General features: G+C 71.9%; 1 pseudogene. It reads right to left on the minus strand.

Annotation, left to right across the window (positions count from 1 at the left end):
* Nucleotides 1-467, minus strand: a pseudogene (locus LPA54_RS37845) (hypothetical protein); the annotation flags it as partial.

Raw genomic sequence — 467 nt, forward strand, 5'->3', positions numbered from 1 at the left:
CCTCGACCCCGTCGACCTCGCCGAGCGTCGCGGGCCGCACCTCGTCGCGCAGCTTCTCCAGGCTGGCGCCCGCCGCGTCCTGGTCGGAGCCGCCCACCAGCGGTACGTAGACGAACGCCAGGTTCTGCTGGTCGTGCAGCTTGATCTCGACCGGGCCGCGCGAGGCGCCCGAACTGACCGCCTGCTCACGGAAGTCGGCCAGCGCCGCCTTCACCTCCGGCGCGTTGATGTCGTCCGCCTTGACGACCACCTCGGCCGGCTCCGAACCGCCCGGGAACGCCTCGTTGACCCGGTTGTACGTCTGCACGATCGGCAGCGAGTCGCCGAACTCCTGGTCCAGCGTGAGGTTCTCGGTCTTCATGCCGAGCGCGGGCGCGGCCACCGCGAGCAGCGCACCGGTCGCCACCGCCACCGACAGCACCGGCCGGGCGAGGACCCTCTTCAGCACCGCCGACCAGAACCGGCTG

This window comes from Streptomyces sp. DH12 (assembly GCF_020873895.1).
Taxonomy (GTDB): domain Bacteria; phylum Actinomycetota; class Actinomycetes; order Streptomycetales; family Streptomycetaceae; genus Streptomyces.